Genomic DNA, 14,200 nt, shown 5'->3' on the forward strand with positions numbered 1-14,200 from the left:
TCCGAGGTCTCGGAAGCCGCACCTGTCTTGGCTACATCGCCAATCATGGGTTCACCCAATCCTGGCCACGGGTTTCTACTGCTATCAGCGCGCATGCTCACCCGACTGGCTTTGACACAGTAATCTAATGGTCTGATCCCCGTGCGCACCCTCAAGCTATCGTAGGTCTGAATTTCGCAATTCGCGTATTTTCGTGTACGTTTGAAAACTTACTATGCTCGGCTTCATTCAATTCGCTAAGGCGGAGCGGGCATCTATCAGTGGCGGAGCAGATGCTTGGCACTATGGGATAGGTGCGATAGCATCTGCTCGCGAGCTTGATTTGGGCTGGATACCGATGGCGACGATGACATGGCTGTATTCGCTCGCCGCGACCTTGCCGTCCTTCCCCTTGATCTTCGCGCTGACGCCCTGGGCGCCGGCCTTGAGCTCTTCCACGCCGGCACCCGTCTGGATCGCGATGCCCTGCTTGGTAAGCGCCTTTTCGAGGAAGGCAGACACATCCTCCACCGGCACGATCCGGTCGAGCACTCGACCACGGTAACTTCGGCGCCCATATCGTTGTAGAAGCTGGCGAATTCGATGCCGATCGCGCCCGAGCCGATCACCAGCAGCTTGGTCGGCATTTCCGGTGGGACCATCGCATGGCGATAGGTCCACACCCGCTTGCCATCCGCCGGGGCGAACAGCAGGTCACGCGCCCGCACGCCGGTGGCGACGATAATGTGCTTCGCGCTGAGGGTTTCCGTGCCCTTCTCGCCCTTCACTTCCAGCGTGGTGGCGGTTTTCAGCGTCCCTTCGCCGATATGCACCGCGATCTTGTTCTTCTTCATCAGATGTGTGATGCCCTGGTTGAGCTGCTTCGCCACGCCCCGGCTGCGCTTCACCACCGCATCGAGATCTGCGCTGATCTTCTCCGCCGCCAGCCCGTAATCCTTGGCATGTTGCATGTAATGGAAGATCTCCGCCGAACGCAGCAGCGCCTTGGTGGGGATGCAGCCCCAGTTGAGGCAGATACCGCCCAGCAGCTCCCGCTCCACGATCGCGGCTTTGAGACCGAGCTGGCTCGCCCGGATCGCCGCCACATAGCCGCCGGGGCCGGAACCGAGAACGATGACGTCGTAGCTTTCGGACATTGAACCCTCCGATTGATCGTATTCGGGGCTCAGGCCAACAGACCCAGGGGCTTTTCCACCAGCTCGCGGAAAGCGGTCATGAGCTGGGCGCCATCCGCACCATCGATGGCGCGATGGTCGAAGCTGCCGGTGACGGACATGACGGTGGCGACACCGAGCTGGCCATCCTCCAACACCCAGGGCCGCTTCTCGCCCGCACCGATGGCCATGATCATGCCCTGCGGCGGGTTGATCACCGCTTCGAACTGCTTGATCCCCATCATGCCCATATTGGAAAGGCTGGCGGTTCCGCCCTGATATTCGTGCGGTTGCAGCTTTCCGTCCTTGGCCCGGGCGGCGAGATCGCCGATCTCGGCCGATATCTGGGCCAGCCCCTTGGCCGAGGGATCGGTGACGATCGGGGTGATGAGCCCGCCGGGAATGCTGACGGCCACCGAAATATCCGCGCGCTTGTACTGGCGCATGACATCGCCCGCGAAGGACACGTTGCAGGCCGGAACCTGCATCAGGGCCAAGCCCAACGCCTTGATCAGCATATCGTTGACCGAAAGCTTGACCCCGCGCGACGTCAAGGCGTCGTTGAGTTCCGCACGCAGTTTGAGTAGTGCATCGAGACGCACGTCCACGGTCAGGTAGATGTGCGGCACCTGCTGCTTCGATTCGGTCAGACGGCGCGCAATCACCTTGCGCATGCTGGACAGCTTCACATCCTCAAACGGAATGCCGAAATCGGGCACAGCTTCGGTCAGCGGCCTGGAAACGGCCTGCGCTTCGGCGGCAGGAGCGCCCGGCCTCGTCGCTTCGACGTCGGCCTTCACGATCCGGCCATTGGGGCCGCTGCCCTTCACTGCCGCAAGATCGACGCCTTTCTGCTCGGCGATGCGCCGCGCGAGCGGCGAGGCGACGATCCGGTCGCCTTTCTGCGCCGGTGCGGCTGCGGCTTTCGAAGCGGGTGCGGGCGTTGGGGCAGGAGCGGGTTCGGATTGCGCCTCGGCTTTCGTTTCCTTGGGGGCTGGCTTTTCCTTGGCTTTCGGTGCCGGAGCAGCGGCTTCCTCGCCTTCTTCCCCCAGCGTGGCGATCACCGTGCCGACCTTCACGTCTTCGCTGCCTTCGGGAATGGCGATGGACAGGATCGTGCCCTCGTCCACCGCTTCGAATTCCATTGTCGCCTTGTCGGTTTCGATTTCCGCCAGGATATCGCCTGCCGAGACCGTATCGCCTTCCTTGACCAGCCACTTGGCCAGAGTGCCTTGCTCCATGGTGGGAGAGAGCGCGGGCATCTTGATATCGATCGGCATTTGGGAACTCCGGAATCTTCAACGGTAACAGACTTTTTTCACCGCCTCGATGACATCCCCAGCCTTGAGGAGTGCTGCCTTTTCCAGGTTTGCGGCATAAGGCAGCGGCACATCCTCGTTGGTCACGCGCTGCACGGGTGCATCGAGATCATCGAACCCGTCCTCCATAGCGATCGCGGAAATCTCGGACGCGATCGAGCACACCGGCCAGCCTTCCTCGACCACCACCATGCGGTTGGTCTTTTTTAGGCTTTCCAGCACAGTTGCCTTGTCGAGCGGACGCAGCGTGCGCAGGTCGATGACTTCCGCCTCGATCCCATCGCTCGCTAGCGTCTCGGCGGCCTCCAGAGCGATCCCCACCCCTATAGAGTAGGATACGAGCGTCACGTCCCTGCCCTTTCGGACGATCCGCGCCTTGCCGATCGGCAGGACCCAGTCCTCCAGCTTCGGCACGTCGAAGACCCGGCCGTATGTCAGTTCGTTCTCGAGGAAAACCACTGGATCCTCGGACCGGATCGCAGCCTTGAGAAGCCCCTTGGCGTCAGCCGCGTCATAGGGTGCGATGACGATCAATCCAGGCACATTAGCGTACCAAGGGGCATAGTTCTGGCTGTGCTGCGCACCGACGCGGCTCGCCGCGCCATTGGGGCCGCGAAACACGATGGGGCAGCGCATCTGGCCGCCCGACATGTAGTTGGTCTTGGCAGCCGAATTTATGATGTGGTCGATCGCCTGCATGGCGAAGTTGAAGGTCATGAACTCCACGATGGGGCGTAGGCCGCCCATCGCCGCGCCGGTGCCGACGCCGGCAAAGCCGTATTCCGTGATCGGCGTGTCGATGACGCGCCGGTCGCCGAACTCGTCCAACAGGCCCTGCGTCACCTTGTAGGCACCCTGATATTGCGCCACTTCCTCGCCCATCACGAAAACGCGGTCGTCGGCCCGCATCTCCTCGGCCATCGCGTCGCGCAGCGCCTCGCGCACGGTGGTCTTGACCATCTCGGTGCCCGCGGGGATGTCCGGATCGGCGACGGTCGCCTGCGTCGGCGACACCACAAGCTGCTGGCCGCGGTTCTCCGCTCTTTGGGTTCCCGCGGATTCGGGTTTGGGTACGTCTCGCTTCTCCTCGTCGGCCGAAGCAGTTTCCGCGCCTTCTTCTGCGCCCTCGCCGGCGATCAGCGCGATTACCTCGCCCACCTTCACCCCGTCGGTGCCCTCAGCGACGACGATCTTCGCGACCGTGCCTTCGTCGACCGCCTCGAACTCCATCGTCGCCTTGTCGGTCTCGATCTCGGCCAGGATGTCGCCGGATTTAACCACGTCGCCTTCCGTGACCAGCCACTTGGTGAGCGTGCCTTCCTCCATGGTGGGAGAAAGCGCGGGCATCTTCAGTTCAATCGCCATCAATACTGTTCCACCAGCACGTCGGTATATAGTTCGAAAAGCTCCGGCTCCGGCGCCTGCTCGGCGAAATCGGCAGCGTCCTGCACGATCCGGCGAATGTCCTTCTCCAGCGTCTTCAGTTCGTCCTCGGAAACGCCGGCCGCCTCCAACTCTTTCTTGAGAAGCTCAATGGGGTCGGACTTTTCGCGCACCGCCTGCACCTCCTCGCGCGAGCGGTATTTGGCGGGATCAGACATGGAATGGCCGCGATAGCGGTAAGTCTTCAGTTCCAGGAGCACCGGCCCCTTGCCTCCCCGCACTCGTTCAAGCGCCACCTTGGCAGCGCCGTGCACCGCGAGCACGTCCATGCCGTCGACTTGCATCCCGGGGATGCGGAAGCTCTCGCCCCGGCGATACAACTGGTCCTCAGCTGAGGCGCGGTTGACGCTGGTGCCCATGGCGTACTGGTTGTTCTCGATCACGAAGATGATCGGCAGCTTCCATAGCTCGGCCATGTTGAAGCTCTCGTACACCTGGCCCTGGTTGGCCGCGCCGTCGCCAAAATAGGCCAGGCAGACTCCGCCATCCCCGGTATATTTGTGCTTGAACGCCAAACCGGTGCCGAGACTGACCTGCGCGCCGACTATGCCATGGCCGCCGTAGAAGCCATGCTCGACCGAGAACATGTGCATCGAGCCACCCTTGCCGCGCGAGATGCCGGCGGCACGACCGGTCAATTCGGCCATGATCACCTTCGGGTCGATGCCGTAAGCGAGCATGTGGCCATGATCGCGATAGCCGGTGATGACGCTGTCCTTGCCCACCGTCATCGCCGACTGGAGGCCAACCGCCACCGCTTCCTGTCCGATATAGAGATGGCAGAAGCCGCCGATGAGGCCGAGGCCGTAAAGCTGGCCGGCTCTTTCCTCGAAGCGCCGGATGAGGATCATCTGACGATAAAGATCGATCATTTCCTCTTTGCTTGCCTGGTAGCGTGCAACAGGCGGGAGATCTTCCTGGTTGGACGACGAGGGCGACGGGAGGAAATTCTTGCGAGATCGGCGTCGTGCAGGTTTTTCGTCGGTTGACTGAAGTTCAGACACAGGGATTTCTTCTCCTATGGTGCTCGCAGGCGGATTGGCGGACAATTGGACACCGTCTCGGTTCGATGGCCTTGCCGCAAAACGACGACCTTCCTCGAGAAGCGAAATCTAATTGAAATCTTCCGAATCCATGGTCTTTTGCATCGCGTCTGGATAGCGAGGGCCTGCCACCGTCCGCTGGTTGATCAGCCCGTCCAGCTCGTCGAGAACGGCCTGATCGGGACGCCAGCCCGGCCGCCCAATATTTTCCCCGAGATGTTCCAGCTTGGAAGTGCCGGGAATGGCGTGAACATGCTCTCCCCGCGAGAGGACCCACGCCAGCGCCAACTGGGCTGGCGATACCCCTTGTCTGGCGGCGACGAGATTGAAGCTTTCCGCCAGCGAGAGATTTATGGGCCAGTTCTGGGCACTGAAGCGCGGATGACCGCGGCGGATATCGTGCTCGCCGAGCGTGGATGGATCGCGCACGCCGTTGGCGAAGACGCCACGCCCAAGCGGTGAAAAAGCGACGAGGGCAACGCCAAGCTCGCGCGATGCGGACAGCATGGCGATCTCAGGATTGCGGGTCCACAGCGAGTATTCAACCTGCACGGCCGCCACCGGATGCACTGCGTGGGCTGTGCGGAGCGTTTCGGCGCTCATCTCCGAGAGGCCGTAACCGCCGATCTTGCCCTCGCGAACGAGTTCACCCATCGCGCCCGCCCATTCCTCGATTGGGACGGTGAAATCGCGACGGTGCAGGTAGTAGAGGTCGATAAAGTCGGTCCGGAGCGCCTTCAGGCTTTCTTCGCAGCTGCGCCTGATCGTTGCGGGGCTGCAATCGACCCAGCGTTTGGTCCCTTCGGCGAATAGCCCGGTCTTTGATGCGAGGAAGAACTCCGCGCGCCGTCCTTTCAGCGCCTCGCCAAGCAGCGTCTCGTTACCGCCATTCGCGTAAAGCCGCGCGGTGTCGAGATGCTCGTAGCCAAGGTCGAGCGCCCGATTGAGCAACCGCGCGGAGTCCTCCTGTGTTGGCGGTGCCGCATAGGCCCAGCTAAGGTTCATGCAGCCGAGGCCGATCGGCGAGATCGACCGGCCCACCAATGGTCGTTTCACGACCATCCGTCTCGCTTTTCAAAGCTGTCGGCGAGTTCTCCGAGCACACGATAGCAATCAAAAACCTGCCCGACCGAGCTGTTCGGCTCGCGCCCTTCGCGGATCGCTGCGATGAATTCGCGATCCTGCAGCTCAATCCCGTTCATGGAGACGTCGACATTCGAGACGTCGATCGCCTCCTCTCTGCCGTTCACCAGATCATCGTATCGCGCGATGTAGGTGCCGTTGTCACAGATATATCGAAAATAGGTGCCAAGCGGCCCATCGTTGTTGAAACTCAGCGAAAGGGTGCAGAGCGCGCCCGTCTCGCTCTTGAGCTGGATCGACATGTCCATGGCGATGCCCAGTTCGGGGTGGACCGGTCCCTGCATGGCATGGGCCTCGACGATCTTTCCCGCCTGATAGGCGAACAGGTCGACCGTATGCGCGGCATGGTGCCACAGCAGATGGTCCGTCCAGCTGCGGGGTTCGCCCTTGGCGTTGATGTTCGTGCGGCGGAAGAAATAGGTCTGAACATCCATCTGCTGGACGTTCAGCTCCCCTGCCCTGATACGCTTATGCACATATTGATGCGACGGGTTGAAGCGGCGCGTGTGCCCGACCATGCAAACGAGGCCGGTTTCCTTCTGTTTCGCCAGCACCGCTTGCGCATCGGCCCAACTGTCGGCCAGCGGAATCTCCACCTCGACATGCTTGCCCGCCTCCATGCAGGCAATGGCCTGCGCGGCGTGCATCTGCGTCGGCGTGGCCAGGATGACAGCGTCGACATCATCGCGAGCCAAAGTTTCATCCAGATCCGTCGTGACGTGACCGATGCCGTATTTCTCGGCGACCACCCTGGTTGGCGCGAGCTCACGACCGACGAGCGAGGTAACGGTGACGCCGTCGATATTCTTCAGGCCGTCGAGGTGCTTTTCACCAAAGGCGCCGGCACCGGCCATGGCAATGCGCATGAGAGGTCTCCTTGTCAGGGGTCAGGCCGCGGGCTCGAGTACCAGATGCCCGACCGCGGTGTTGGAAGCAGGAACATGGTAATGGCGGTGCAACGGCCGGACCTTGCGCCCCAGCGCGCCCCGCATGATCAGCCACATCACCATTTCGATGCCTTCCGACCCGGTTTCGCGCAGGTATTCGATATGCGAGATGGCGCGTAGCGCTTCGCCGTCATCCTCGCTCATTAGGTCGAGGAAGCGATTGTCCCATTCGGGGTTGATGAGCCCCGCACGCGGACCCTGCAGCTGGTGGCTCATGCCGCCCGTGCCCCAGACCTGCACGTTCAGATCCTCGGGGAAGCTTTCCACCGCCCGGGCAATCGCTTCGCCCAGCAGCCAGCAGCGATTGCCGGAGGGCGGCGGATAGGTGACCACGTTCACCGCGAGCGGAATGACCTTCACCGGCCATGCTTCAGGCTGGCCGAACAGCAGGCTCAGAGGCACAGTCAAGCCATGATCGACATCCATCTCATTGATGATCGTCATGTCGAACTCGTCGAGGATCAGGCTCTGCGCGATATGCCAGGCAAGGTCGGCATGGCCTTCCACATCCGGCACCGGACGCGGCCCCCAGCCCTCGTCGCAAATCCCGAAGCGATCCGCGCAACCGATGGCGAAGGTCGGGATGATCTTCATGTCGAAGGCGCTCGCGTGATCGTTGTAGACCAGGATCACGACATCGGGCTTTTCCCGCGCGATCCATTGTTTCGACCACTCATAGCCGGCAAACACCGGTTGCCAGTAGGGCTCAGCGGCCTTGCCATTGTCGATCGCCGCGCCGATGGCGGGAATATGGCTGGTCGTCAGCCCGGCGGTGATACGAGCCATCAGCGCTTCTCCTTTATGGAACGGACCCCTTCGGGCGAGCGGCCGCCTGCAAGCATCATTGCCTGATACTCGTCGACGCTCATGCCGGTCATGGTGCTGACCGCCTGGACGAAGGAAAGTCCGTCCGTCGAGAAGACCTTGGCCAGGAAATAGATGTTCGCGCCCAGGTCGAGCATGCGATTATAGTCGCGGTCGAGAATCGCCTGGCGCTGCTCCTCGGTCATCGGCCATTCGTCCAGATAGGCGCGTTCGTCGACCTTCCAGCGCTCCCGGTTTTCCGCCTTCATCAGGCTCATCGCGAACTGGTTCATCCAGTAACCCTTGCGCGCGCGCTTGGCCGTATAGACCCGGGTTCCGGGAATATCGTCGAACTCGGCGAGATAGGTGTGAATGTCCGTGCTCATAGCCCCCTCTCCTTCAACTGTCGGTCGAGCCTCGGGAAAACACGGCGCGCATTGCCTTCGAAGATCGCGTGGCGCTCCGCCTCGTTGATCTCGAGCGCGTCGATGTAACGCTTGGTGTCATCGAAGTAATGGCCGGTGGTCGGGTCGATTCCCCGCACCGCACCCACCATCTCGCTGCCGAACAGGATGTTCTTGTTCTCGATCACGTCCGCCATCAGGTCGATGCCCGGCTGGTGATAGACGCAGGTGTCGAAGAAGATGTTGTTCATCAGATGGGTGTCGAGCGACGGCTTCTTCAGCATGTCGGCGAGGCCCCGGTAGCGGCCCCAATGATAGGGCACCGCGCCGCCGCCATGCGGGATGATGAGGCGCAGGGTCGGGAAGTCCTTGAACAGGTCCCCTTCCAGCAATTGCATGAAGGCCACCGTGTCGGCCGCGATGTAATAGCCGCCCGTGGCGTGCATCGCCGGGTTGCAGCTTCCCGAGACGTGGATCATCGCCGGCACGTCCAGCTCCACCATCTTCTCGTAGAACGGATACCAGTAGCGGTCGGTCAGCGGCGGATGGGTGAAGTGACCGCCGCCCGGATCGGGGTTCAGGTTGCAGCCAATGAAGCCCAACTCCGTCACGCAACGTTCCAGCTCGGCGATCGAGTTGGCCATGTCTGCCTTGGGGCTCTGCGGCAGCATGCACACGCCGACGAAGGTTTCGGGGAACAGGCCGACCACGCGGGCGATCAGGTCGTTGCAGCGGATCGCCCATTCCTTCGCCACTGCCTCGTCGCCGACATGCGGCGCCATGGCCGAGGCGCGGGGAGAGAAGATGGTGAGGTCCGCGCCACGCTCCTTGATGAGGCGGAGCTGGTTCGCCTCGATCGTCTCGCGAATCTCATCGTCGGAAATATCGGGATAGGGCGGACAGGGCGTTCCGGCCTTGAATGCGGCCTTCTGTTCTTCGCGCCAGGCGTCGTGCCCCTTGGGAAGCACCGTGTAATGGCCGTGGCAGTCGATAATCAGCGTCATGCGGCATTTGCCTTTCCGTCCTTGTCCATCTCGCTTGCGATGCGGTCGATCTTGGCCGTCAGGCCCTCGGGCGGCATGACAATGTCGAGCAGGCCGATGCGCCGGTGCAGCGCGATGGCTGCCTGGGTCATTCCGCTGCCCGTGCCCAAGGCATCCAGCGTGGCGGCCACCTCCTCCATCTCCGCGGCGCGGCGCAGGCCGTGGATCATCATTCGGTCGAGATTATAGTCGGCCTTGGTTTCCCAGTCGGGGCCGAGCGAACCGAGCACTTCCGCGGTGACTCCGGCTTCCTCCGCCGCCAGAACGCATTCGGCGGTCAGCGCCTCGATACCCTTGACCATTACCGAGCGGATCATCTTAATTGCGGAGGCCTGACCGATCTCCTCGCCCACCACCCGGATGTTGGTGAAGCCAAGCCCTGCGAGGGCGGTTGCCGCCTGATCCGCTGCCGCCCCACTCAGCAGCAGCGGCGCGCCGAGCCTCCCCGGCTCGACGGGAGACATGATTGCTACGTCGACATAACGACCGCCGGCGCCTTCGACCGCCTCAGCAGCGCTCCGCTTGGTAGCAGGCGCAACACTGTTCATGTCGCAGAAAATGGCGCCGCTCTCGATTAGCGGCGCGACCGCGCGTGCGGCGGCCAGTGCCTGATCGGCCGTGACCAGAGACAGCACCAGCCTCGCGCCTGCGACCGCCTCGGCCAGCGTATTGCATCCCCTGATGCCCGCTACCGCATAGTCGACGCGCTTGTCGTTCGCGTGGACCGGGTCATCGGTCGCCACATCGAAGACGCGCGCGGAGGCAAACCACAGTCCAGCTTTCGCAAAGCTGCGGCCTGCTTCTCCAAAACCAATGACGGTGACGCCATGCTGATCCATGGGCCAACTCTAGTGCCGACGCCAGCGGCGCGGCCAATCGGATTGGCTCTCGTTTCATTAGAATTTACGAAGTCTCGTGATCGCCTAGCAATCTGGCCTGTCCCTCGATCAGGTTGATCATCGTGGCCTGGGCTGGCGTGGGGCGCCAATCCGCGCGGAGCGTAAGGCCGATGGTGCGTGACGGGAGCGATGCCGCGCTCTCTATCTTCACGAGCCAACCTGCTTCGAGTTCTACGCTGACCTGGTCGGGAGACAGCAAGGTCAGGAAATCGCTTTCAATAAGAATCTGCCTCACCATCATCACGGATCCGCATTCGATGGGAACGCGAGGGGGCTCTACGCCCGCTGTCTCGAATATCGACCGCCAATGGTTCCGCAGCGGCGTGCCTGCGGCCGCGACAATCCAGGGGAAGCGCGCCAGGTCGGCGATAGTTGGCGCTTCCGCTGCTCTTGCGAGCGGATGATGGGCTGCGGCAAGAACAATAAGCGGATCGTCGAACAAGGCCGTTTGCGTGATGTCCGCCGAAACCCGCGGCCTGACGGCGCCGACCATCATGTCGATCTCACCGTCATGCAGAGGCCCCGCAAGCTCAGCGTAGGATCCCTCGACAACCACCACGTCTATGTCGGACTTAACGCGATGAAAGGCCGCGATCGCGCTGGGCAGGACGCGGGCGCGTGACAGTGGCATCGCCCCGATCGTGATCCGTCCGGTCTCCTGTCCCCGCAGAGCCGCCAATTCCACGTCGGCCGAACGCAGTTCCGCCAGCGCCAACCGGAAGTTACGGGCAAGCGCAAACCCCCGCGCCGTGAGAACTACCCCCCTTCCCCGCCGCTCGACGAGGGTCTGTCCTAAGGCAAGCGAAAGATCGCTGACGGCACGGTGCACCGACGCCTCGCTCAAATCCATGGCCGTGGCCGCGCCCGCGTAGCCGCCGGCGCGCGCGAGCGCGAGGAAAGCGGACACCTGCGCTGCGGTAGCCCGCGCTTGTCCCACGAGCCGCATGATCGGCGCGGCGCGATATGCCAGAAGCTCCGCCGCCGGCGTGGGTATCATCTGGCCAGGTTGCCGCTCGAACAGCGACGCTTCGAACCGCCGCTCGAGCTTTGCGATGCCCTGCGTGACGGCGGGCTGCGTAAGATGGACGGCGCGTGCGGCGGCCGTGACGCTGCCCGTCTCCATGATCGCAAGGAAAGCGCGCAGGTGGCGGAGATTGACGTTGAACCGTTCCATGGACGTGACTTAGCAAATTCTTATCAGACAGGCATAGAACCCATTTGCGGCTTGGCGCGCCATGGGGTCATTCTTTCGACTGTTCTGTCAAAGGAGAAACACCTTGTCCGGTATCGTCGTTCAGTCGATCGAGCGTGCGGAAGCATCCGTGGTTGACGGTCTGGCCCTGTGCGGGGTTGCGACCGTCCATGAGGCGCAGGGCCGCACCGGGCTGATGGCGCCGCATATGCGTCCCATTTACGCAGGCGCGCGCATCGCGGGCAGCGCGGTCACCATCTCGGCGCCCCCGGGCGATAACTGGATGGTGCATGTCGCGATCGAGCAGCTTCAGGCGGGGGACGTTCTCGTGCTGGCGCCGACCAGCCCCTGCACCGACGGCTATTTCGGCGACCTGCTGGCGACCTCGGCGCAGGCGCGGGGCTGCCGCGGCCTCATCATCGACGCCGGCGTGCGCGACGTGCGCGATCTCACCCAGATGAACTTCCCGGTCTGGTCAAAGGCGGTTCATGCGCAGGGCACGGTCAAGGCGACGCTGGGTTCAGTAAACGTCCCGGTGGTCTGCGCCAATGCTCTGGTCAATCCCGGAGACGTCGTCATCGCCGACGACGACGGCGTGTGCGTCGTGCCGCGAGCCGATGCCGCCGCAGTATTGAAAATGGCCCAGACGCGCGAAGCCAATGAGGAGGCCAAACGTCAGCGGCTCGCCTCGGGCGAGCTCGGTCTAGACATATACGAGATGCGCGGCCGCCTTGCCGAGATGGGGCTGAAATATGTCTGACGGCACGCACGTCATGTGGATGCGCGGCGGCACCTCGAAGGGCGGCTATTTCCTGAAGGAAGATTTGCCCGCCGAGACCGCCGCGCGCGACGCGCTGCTGCTGCGGATCATGGGGTCCCCTGATCCGCAGCAGATCGACGGCATGGGCGGCGCCGATCCGCTGACCAGCAAGGTCGCAGTGGTCGGCAAATCGGCGCGCGAGGGCGTCGACGTCGATTATCTCTTCCTGCAGGTATTCGTCGACCAGGCGATCGTCACCGATGCGCAGAATTGCGGCAACATCCTTGCCGGGATTGGCCCATTCGCGATCGAACGCGGGCTCGTCCCCGCGCAGGACGGCGAAACCAAGGTCACCATCTTCATGGAGAATACCGGCCAGATCGCGGTCGCGACCGTGTGCACGCCGGGTGGCAAGGTCACCTATGCAGGCAAGGCGCGCATCGACGGCGTGCCGGGCACCCATGCGCCGGTGCCGTTGGAATTCCGCGACACCGCCGGTTCGTCCTGCGGCGCGCTGCTGCCGACCGGCAACGCCTCTGACGAGGTGAACGGCGTGTGCGTCACGCTGATCGACAATGGCATGCCCTGCGTGGTGATGAAGGCCGAAGATGTCGGCGCCACTGGCTATGAAAGCCGGGAGGAACTCGACAATGCAGCCGACCTCAAGGCGAGGATTGAGGCGATCCGCCTTGCCGTGGGCGAGCGCATGAACCTCGGCGACGTCCGGGAAAAGTCGGTGCCGAAGATGATGCTGGTCGCCCCGCCGCGCGAGGGCGGCGCCGTCACCGTGCGCAGCTTCATTCCGCACCGCGCCCATGCGTCGGTCGGCGTGCTGGGCGCGGTCAGCGTCGCCACCGCTTGCCTGATCGAAGGCTCGCCCGCCGCCGAGGTCGCCTCGATCCCCGAAGGGCAGCGCAAGACCCTTTCGGTCGAGCATCCCACCGGCGAGATGACCTGCGTCATGGATTTGGACGAAGCGGGACAGGTCAAGACCGCCGCGCTGCTCCGCACCGCGCGCAAACTGATGGACGGAGAGATTTTCTGATATGAGCGACACGCAGGACCGTATCATCAGCTGGCACCCCAGCCCGTCCAGACCTGCCTACACCCCTCCGCCTGGCGCAGTGGACGCCCATTGCCATGTCTTCGGACCGATGGCCGATTTCCCGTTCAGCGCGAAAGCGAAATATCTGCCTGGAGATGCCGGGCCGGACATGCTGTTTGCCCTACGGGACCGCTTGGGCTTTTCGCGCAACGTGATCGTGCAGGCCAGTTGTCACGGAACCGACAATAGCGCGACGCTGAACGCGATCGCCAGGTCGGAGGGCAAGGCCCGCGGCGTCGCCGTGGTCGATCCCGCGATTTCCGACGCGGAGCTGGAAAGGCTGCACGAAGGCGGCATTCGCGGCGTGCGGTTCAATTTCCTCAAGCGCCTCGTCGACGACGCGCCAAAGGACAGGTTTCTGGAGGTAGCGCAGCGCATTAAGGGGCTGGGCTGGCATGTCGTCATCTATTTCGAAGCGGACATTCTTGAAGAGCTTCGCCCTTTCCTCGATGCGATCCCTACCTTGATCGTGGTCGACCATATGGGGCGGCCGAATGTGGCGCCGGGACCGGAGGGACCCGATATGCTCGCCTTGCGCGGGCTGCTCGACAGTCGCGAGGATATCTGGACGAAAGTGACATGCCCCGACAGGCTTGATCCCAACGGGCCACCATGGAATGACTTCGCGCGCGCCGTCCGCCCTCTGGTGGAGGATTATCCGGATCGGGTGCTGTGGGGCACCGACTGGCCGCATCCGAACATGCAGGATGCCATCCCGGACGATGGCGCGCTGGTCGACATCATCCCTCGTATCGCCCCGACGGTTGATCTGCAGCGCCGCCTGCTGGTGGACAATCCGATGAGGCTCTACTGGCCGGATTGACGCTTCTCGAAGTCTTGCCATTCACAAAGATGAATGGATAGGCAAAGGAGCCTGAGGCCCTCAGCTATGCAAACGCGATCGCGTGAATGCACTCCATCGGCTGCTTACCCGGACCGATCCC

General features: G+C 62.9%; 13 protein-coding genes and 1 pseudogene. 3 read left to right on the forward strand and 11 right to left on the reverse strand.

Features of this window, described 5'->3' with window-relative positions; all coding sequences use genetic code 11:
- Window positions 1-318: 318 nt before the first annotated feature.
- The 11 genes and pseudogenes from Q0316_RS09615 to Q0316_RS09665 all read right to left on the reverse strand — a co-directional run.
- A pseudogene (locus Q0316_RS09615) lies at window positions 319-1,136 on the reverse strand (FAD-dependent oxidoreductase); the annotation flags it as partial.
- 29 nt (window positions 1,137-1,165) lie between these two features.
- Complete coding sequence (locus Q0316_RS09620; protein ID WP_022684020.1) at window positions 1,166-2,434, reverse strand: pyruvate dehydrogenase complex dihydrolipoamide acetyltransferase; 1,269 nt, start codon at window positions 2,432-2,434, stop codon at window positions 1,166-1,168.
- An 18-nt stretch (window positions 2,435-2,452) separates the two neighbouring features.
- Window positions 2,453-3,838 carry a pyruvate dehydrogenase complex E1 component subunit beta gene (locus tag Q0316_RS09625; protein WP_022684019.1) on the reverse strand — a complete coding sequence of 462 codons (1,386 nt, stop codon included), beginning with the start codon at window positions 3,836-3,838 and terminating at the stop codon, window positions 2,453-2,455.
- Complete coding sequence (gene pdhA, locus Q0316_RS09630) at window positions 3,838-4,920, reverse strand: pyruvate dehydrogenase (acetyl-transferring) E1 component subunit alpha (RefSeq protein ID WP_022684018.1); 1,083 nt, start codon at window positions 4,918-4,920, stop codon at window positions 3,838-3,840. Before pdhA ends, Q0316_RS09625 begins: the two co-directional genes overlap by 1 nt.
- Window positions 4,921-5,028: 108 nt before the next feature.
- On the reverse strand, window positions 5,029-6,000 hold the full coding sequence (locus tag Q0316_RS09635) for an aldo/keto reductase (protein ID WP_367179677.1): 972 nt from the start codon (window positions 5,998-6,000) through the stop codon (window positions 5,029-5,031).
- Window positions 6,001-6,011: 11 nt separating this feature from the next.
- Window positions 6,012-6,968, reverse strand: a complete 957-nt coding sequence (locus Q0316_RS09640; protein ID WP_022684016.1) for a Gfo/Idh/MocA family oxidoreductase — start codon at window positions 6,966-6,968, stop codon at window positions 6,012-6,014.
- A 21-nt stretch (window positions 6,969-6,989) separates the two neighbouring features.
- Window positions 6,990-7,835: a class III extradiol dioxygenase subunit beta gene (locus tag Q0316_RS09645; RefSeq protein ID WP_022684015.1), complete on the reverse strand. Its 846-nt coding sequence runs from the start codon at window positions 7,833-7,835 to the stop codon at window positions 6,990-6,992.
- Window positions 7,835-8,239, reverse strand: coding sequence for a protocatechuate 4,5-dioxygenase subunit alpha (gene ligA, locus Q0316_RS09650; protein ID WP_022684014.1), 405 nt, complete (start codon window positions 8,237-8,239; stop codon window positions 7,835-7,837). Before ligA ends, Q0316_RS09645 begins: the two co-directional genes overlap by 1 nt.
- Window positions 8,236-9,261, reverse strand: a complete 1,026-nt coding sequence (locus Q0316_RS09655) for an amidohydrolase family protein (protein ID WP_022684013.1) — start codon at window positions 9,259-9,261, stop codon at window positions 8,236-8,238. The genes ligA and Q0316_RS09655 overlap by 4 nt, the downstream gene beginning before the upstream one ends.
- Window positions 9,258-10,139 (reverse strand): NAD(P)-dependent oxidoreductase, encoded by an 882-nt coding sequence (locus tag Q0316_RS09660; RefSeq protein WP_022684012.1) that lies wholly within the window; start codon window positions 10,137-10,139, stop codon window positions 9,258-9,260. Before Q0316_RS09660 ends, Q0316_RS09655 begins: the two co-directional genes overlap by 4 nt.
- A 64-nt stretch (window positions 10,140-10,203) precedes the next feature.
- Complete coding sequence (locus tag Q0316_RS09665) at window positions 10,204-11,373, reverse strand: LysR family transcriptional regulator (protein ID WP_022684011.1); 1,170 nt, start codon at window positions 11,371-11,373, stop codon at window positions 10,204-10,206.
- Window positions 11,374-11,476: 103 nt separating this feature from the next.
- On the opposite strand from Q0316_RS09665, the gene ligK reads away from it, so the two are divergent.
- The 3 genes from ligK to Q0316_RS09680 are packed head-to-tail and all read left to right on the forward strand — an operon-like array spanning window position 11,477 to window position 14,079.
- Complete coding sequence (gene ligK, locus Q0316_RS09670) at window positions 11,477-12,151, forward strand: 4-carboxy-4-hydroxy-2-oxoadipate aldolase/oxaloacetate decarboxylase (protein ID WP_022684010.1); 675 nt, start codon at window positions 11,477-11,479, stop codon at window positions 12,149-12,151.
- Window positions 12,144-13,196: a 4-oxalomesaconate tautomerase gene (locus Q0316_RS09675; RefSeq protein ID WP_022684009.1), complete on the forward strand. Its 1,053-nt coding sequence runs from the start codon at window positions 12,144-12,146 to the stop codon at window positions 13,194-13,196. The genes ligK and Q0316_RS09675 overlap by 8 nt, the downstream gene beginning before the upstream one ends.
- 1 nt (window position 13,197) lies before the next feature.
- Window positions 13,198-14,079, forward strand: coding sequence for an amidohydrolase family protein (locus Q0316_RS09680; RefSeq protein ID WP_022684008.1), 882 nt, complete (start codon window positions 13,198-13,200; stop codon window positions 14,077-14,079).
- Window positions 14,080-14,200: the final 121 nt, after the last annotated feature.

The sequence above is a fragment of the uncultured Sphingomonas sp. genome (assembly GCF_937871615.1).
Taxonomy (GTDB): domain Bacteria; phylum Pseudomonadota; class Alphaproteobacteria; order Sphingomonadales; family Sphingomonadaceae; genus Sphingomonas.

Excerpts from the sequence above, each read along its gene's own strand:
- Q0316_RS09645 (WP_022684015.1), bottom strand. The coding sequence starts at position 7,835 with ATGGCTCGTATCACCGCCGGGCTGACGACCAGCCATATTCCCGCCATC.
- Q0316_RS09625 (WP_022684019.1), bottom strand. The coding sequence starts at position 3,838 with ATGGCGATTGAACTGAAGATGCCCGCGCTTTCTCCCACCATGGAGGAA.
- Q0316_RS09620 (WP_022684020.1), bottom strand. The coding sequence starts at position 2,434 with ATGCCGATCGATATCAAGATGCCCGCGCTCTCTCCCACCATGGAGCAA.
- Q0316_RS09640 (WP_022684016.1), bottom strand. The coding sequence starts at position 6,968 with ATGCGCATTGCCATGGCCGGTGCCGGCGCCTTTGGTGAAAAGCACCTC.
- Q0316_RS09660 (WP_022684012.1), bottom strand. The coding sequence starts at position 10,139 with ATGGATCAGCATGGCGTCACCGTCATTGGTTTTGGAGAAGCAGGCCGC.
- ligA (WP_022684014.1), bottom strand. The coding sequence starts at position 8,239 with ATGAGCACGGACATTCACACCTATCTCGCCGAGTTCGACGATATTCCC.
- Q0316_RS09680 (WP_022684008.1), top strand. The coding sequence starts at position 13,198 with ATGAGCGACACGCAGGACCGTATCATCAGCTGGCACCCCAGCCCGTCC.
- Q0316_RS09655 (WP_022684013.1), bottom strand. The coding sequence starts at position 9,261 with ATGACGCTGATTATCGACTGCCACGGCCATTACACGGTGCTTCCCAAG.
- Q0316_RS09665 (WP_022684011.1), bottom strand. The coding sequence starts at position 11,373 with ATGGAACGGTTCAACGTCAATCTCCGCCACCTGCGCGCTTTCCTTGCG.
- Q0316_RS09675 (WP_022684009.1), top strand. The coding sequence starts at position 12,144 with ATGTCTGACGGCACGCACGTCATGTGGATGCGCGGCGGCACCTCGAAG.